The organism is Desulfobacter sp. (assembly GCF_050177295.1).
Genome location: NZ_JBFXHE010000436.1, coordinates 1 through 3,664 on the forward strand (window position 1 = coordinate 1; position 3,664 = coordinate 3,664).

The following is a 3,664-nucleotide window of genomic DNA, read 5'->3' on the forward strand; positions in this document are numbered from 1 at the left end:
TTAAACAGAGCGAAAAGGATACCATTATAAGGGCCTTGAAAAAATCAAGGGGGGTTCAAAAAGATGCGGCCGATCTCCTGGGTATCAGCAAACGGGCCATGCATTATAAGGTCAGAAAGTACGACATTGATCCCATCCTCTATAAATAAGGCGCTTCTAAAGCAGATAATGCATACTTTACAAAAATTGAGATTAATGGCATATTTTCCATATCATTTATGTAAAATTCGTTTTGACAATCCGTAACCCGTTTTTTAGAGGCGCCTCATTGAATAAAACAAAAGCAGTATTTCTGAAACGATTTGGCGAAATCCGGGATTTGCCTTCTTTGCCCTCTATTGTAACAAAAGTAAATCAAATGCTTGATGATCCAAACACAACAAATGATTCTCTATCCAAAGTGATTGAAAAGGACCAGGCCATTGTGTTTAAAATGCTTCAACTGGTCAATTCCGCTTTTTTCGGATTAAGGGAGAAAATTTCAACCACCAATGAAGCAGCCATCATTTTGGGGTTTGATGCCATACGGAATATTGTACTGTCGCTTTCAACCTTTAATTTTTTGAATCATCTGTTTACGCAAAAATCAAATACGCATTTCAAAGTTGAGTATTTCTGGCGGCATTCCATTGGCGTTGCGGTCCTTAGCCGGTATCTGGCGGAACAGGCCATGGTTGGAGACCCTGAAAAATGCTTTGTCTGCGGGTTACTTCATGATATGGGCAAACTGATGCTGGCGCATTATTTCCCCGGTGATTTTATCCGGGTGATCGAACATGCCCGCCAGAAAGATCTGATGTATTTGACCGCAGAAAAAACAATATTGCCGGCCTGTCATTGCGAAATCGGATATTTTTTTGTAAAAAAATGGGAACTTCCGATGCATCTGGCCAATACAATCTATTCTCATCATGCCATTCAACCCGGCGCCCCCTTTTTCAATGAAAGCATTATCGTAAATACGGCGGATGGCATCATTAACAGCTATTACGCGGATTTTCTGAACAACAACATATCTCCGGGAAATATTAAGTATGCGTATTTTGATCTCCATGCGAAAAACCTGTTGAATGTTTGGATTGAAACGGTGCCCAAATGGTTTCCAACGGTCGAGCTTCTGATCAATGATGCCTGGGCGTTTTTTCTATAATTTTAAAATGGGCTGGAACATCAGGTGATGGACAGTACACCAAAGCACACGATACTTTGTGTTGATGATGAAAAACCAATTCTTTCCTCTTTAAAGCGATTGCTGCGAAAAGAAGACTTTGATCTGTTTACGGCAACAAATGGGGAAGACGGATTCAAAATCATGGCATCCCGGAACATTCACCTGGTTATTTCAGATCACCGGATGCCGGGTATGTCAGGTATTTCATTTCTGGCCAAGGTCCGGGAGACTTACCCGGATACTATAAGAATTCTGTTGACCGGGTATACTGAAATCGACTCCATTAAAGCATCAATAAATGAGGGGCATGTCTACAAGTTCCTTTTAAAGCCATGGAATGATGACGATCTTAAGCAGGAGATCAGAAAAGCCCTTGAACGCTATGATCTTATTCAGTCAAACCACGCCCTGCACCTTATGGTAGCCGCAAAGAATAAAGAACTGGAACAAATCAATAAGAACCTTGAAAGTATTATTAAGCAGCGGACAAGAGAGCTGGAACTCCAGAACCAGGCCCTTGAACTGACGCGGGTTCTTTTCAGGGGACTTCCTGTCTCAGCCATGGGCATAAGTTGCGACCGGACAATTATATTGATCAACCAGCAGGCTGAAAAATTAAAAATAAACGGCCGCATGGTCATTGTGGGAAACGCTTTGGCTGACTATTTTTCCAAAGACGTGATGAAAACGTTTTTACCTGTGTTTGAATCGCAAATGAATCAGGTTAAGTCGGATATAACTATAGATAATCAGGTATATGGCCTAACCCTGTCTGCGCTGACCGGACGTTTTTTCGGTAAAGGGTTTATTTTGTGTCTTCAGGAACAGGCAGGCTGACGGTAAACGTGGTCCCTTTGCCTTTTTTGCTTTCCACGGCAATGCTGCCGCCATGCTGCTGAATAATGTTATAAGCGATATTCATACCTAAGCCCGTGCCTTTGCCCACCTCTTTTGTGGTGAAGAAGGGATCAAAAATTTTGGAGATATTTTCCGGTTCTATGCCACAGCCGGTATCTGAAACTGAAAGAAATACATCCTTGTTTTCCTGCCATGTTTTGATTCTGATTTCACCTGTTTTTTCGATGGCCTGGGCTGCGTTCACCAGTATGTTCAAAAAAACCTGGTTGAGCTGCTGGGGGATGCCGTTGATCAGTGGCACAACCTTTAAGTCTTTATGTACCATTGTTTTATATTTTAACTCATTGGCTGCCACATTCAGAGTGGTTTCAATACAGGCATTAATATTCACGGGTTCGATATCTTTTTTACCGGGATGGGAAAAATCCTTTAAATCTATGACGATTTTTTTGATTCGGTCCAGTCCGTCAATGCAGTCCTTTATGAGTTCCTCCATATCTTCCTGAAGAAAATCAAGGTCAATATCCCGGGCGTATTCATGGATTTTTTCAGCCATTTGTGCCAGCGCTTCGGGGAGCGTGATTTTGTTCAGGTCTTTGATCAGGGTTTGATTCATTTTGACGAACTTTCGAATATCGGACAGGTATTCTTCCAGGGAGTTCAGGTTACTGGTGACATATCCCACCGGATTATTAATTTCGTGGGCAATTCCGGCTGCGAGCTGGCCGATGGAGGCCAGCTTATCGGTCTGGGTTAACTGGACCAAAAGGCCGGATTTCTCTTCCTCCATTTGTTTTCTCCGGGAAATATCCAGAAGCGAGGTGATAAAATAGCGCCCTCTGGGACTGTTTTCCTGGCTTACAGAAGACATGGAGCACCAGATTACGCTGCCGTCGGTTTTTTTAAATTTCATTTCCAGGTCCCTGACCCGCCCGGTTTCCATTTTTTTTAAAAAAATTTCCCGGTCTTTTTTATCATAATAGAACGATTGAATGGGGATGTGGGCAAGGTCCTCAACTGAACTGTACCCCATCATCTGTAGGCCTTCGGGGTTTACATTTATTATTTCTCCTTCCACTGAAGTCAGGACGATGCCAATGGGCAGATTATCTGTCAACGTCCGGAAGTTTTTTTCCAGACTGACTTGTGCCTTGTCCGGATTGTTCTCTTTTATAAAATTTAGAAACGGGTCTGACGTTTTTTTCCTCATCATTTCTCCACTATTATACGTTTTTTGGGAAAGCCAACTGCAAAAATGTATGTCAGTCTAAAAAAAAAAGCGTTCAGATTCAATTTATTTTTAAAACCATGCGGCATCTATCCTGACACAGGGGGCGATCGAATCCCTGAGCCCTTGACCAGGCCTGAAAACATCCCTATAAGGTTCTCCATGTCTTGTTGCCTTTTGCATTTTGAAAGTTGAGCAGAACTTTTAAAGGGAGGGGGGGTGTTGTTTATGGCTGATCATTGTGCCGATTGCCAGGCATTCAAATTCAGGATCCGGGAGCTGGAAGCGGAAAATGCCTATTTGCAGATGTTTAAATTCGGAATGGACAACATGCCGTCTTCCGGGTTTGCTATTTTGAGCCGGAAGCATCGTTTTGCGGCAGTCAGCCAGGGATACCTTGATGCCTA

Annotated in this window: 4 protein-coding genes; 3 read left to right on the forward strand and 1 reads right to left on the reverse strand. The window is 42.7% G+C overall.

The window, feature by feature from the left end; genetic code table 11:
- From AB7U36_RS20570 to AB7U36_RS20580, 3 genes are all read left to right on the forward strand, one after another.
- On the forward strand, positions 1-149 hold a 149-nt coding region (locus AB7U36_RS20570), incomplete at its 5' end, for a helix-turn-helix domain-containing protein (RefSeq protein ID WP_428161498.1).
- 179 nt (positions 150-328) lie between these two features.
- Positions 329-1,150 (forward strand): HDOD domain-containing protein, encoded by an 822-nt coding sequence (locus AB7U36_RS20575; protein WP_428161499.1) that lies wholly within the window; start codon positions 329-331, stop codon positions 1,148-1,150.
- Positions 1,151-1,177: 27 nt separating this feature from the next.
- Positions 1,178-2,008, forward strand: a complete 831-nt coding sequence (locus tag AB7U36_RS20580) for a response regulator (protein ID WP_428161496.1) — start codon at positions 1,178-1,180, stop codon at positions 2,006-2,008.
- Here the strand turns inward: AB7U36_RS20580 and AB7U36_RS20585 are convergent.
- Positions 1,977-3,242, reverse strand: a complete 1,266-nt coding sequence (locus AB7U36_RS20585; protein WP_428161497.1) for a two-component system sensor histidine kinase NtrB — start codon at positions 3,240-3,242, stop codon at positions 1,977-1,979. The genes AB7U36_RS20580 and AB7U36_RS20585 overlap by 32 nt on opposite strands.
- Positions 3,243-3,664: the final 422 nt, after the last annotated feature.

What these genes read in the sequence shown, in the direction of transcription:
- AB7U36_RS20580 (WP_428161496.1), top strand. Translation starts at nt 1,178, where the DNA reads ATGGACAGTACACCAAAGCACACGATACTTTGTGTTGATGATGAAAAA.
- AB7U36_RS20585 (WP_428161497.1), bottom strand. Translation starts at nt 3,242, where the DNA reads ATGATGAGGAAAAAAACGTCAGACCCGTTTCTAAATTTTATAAAAGAG.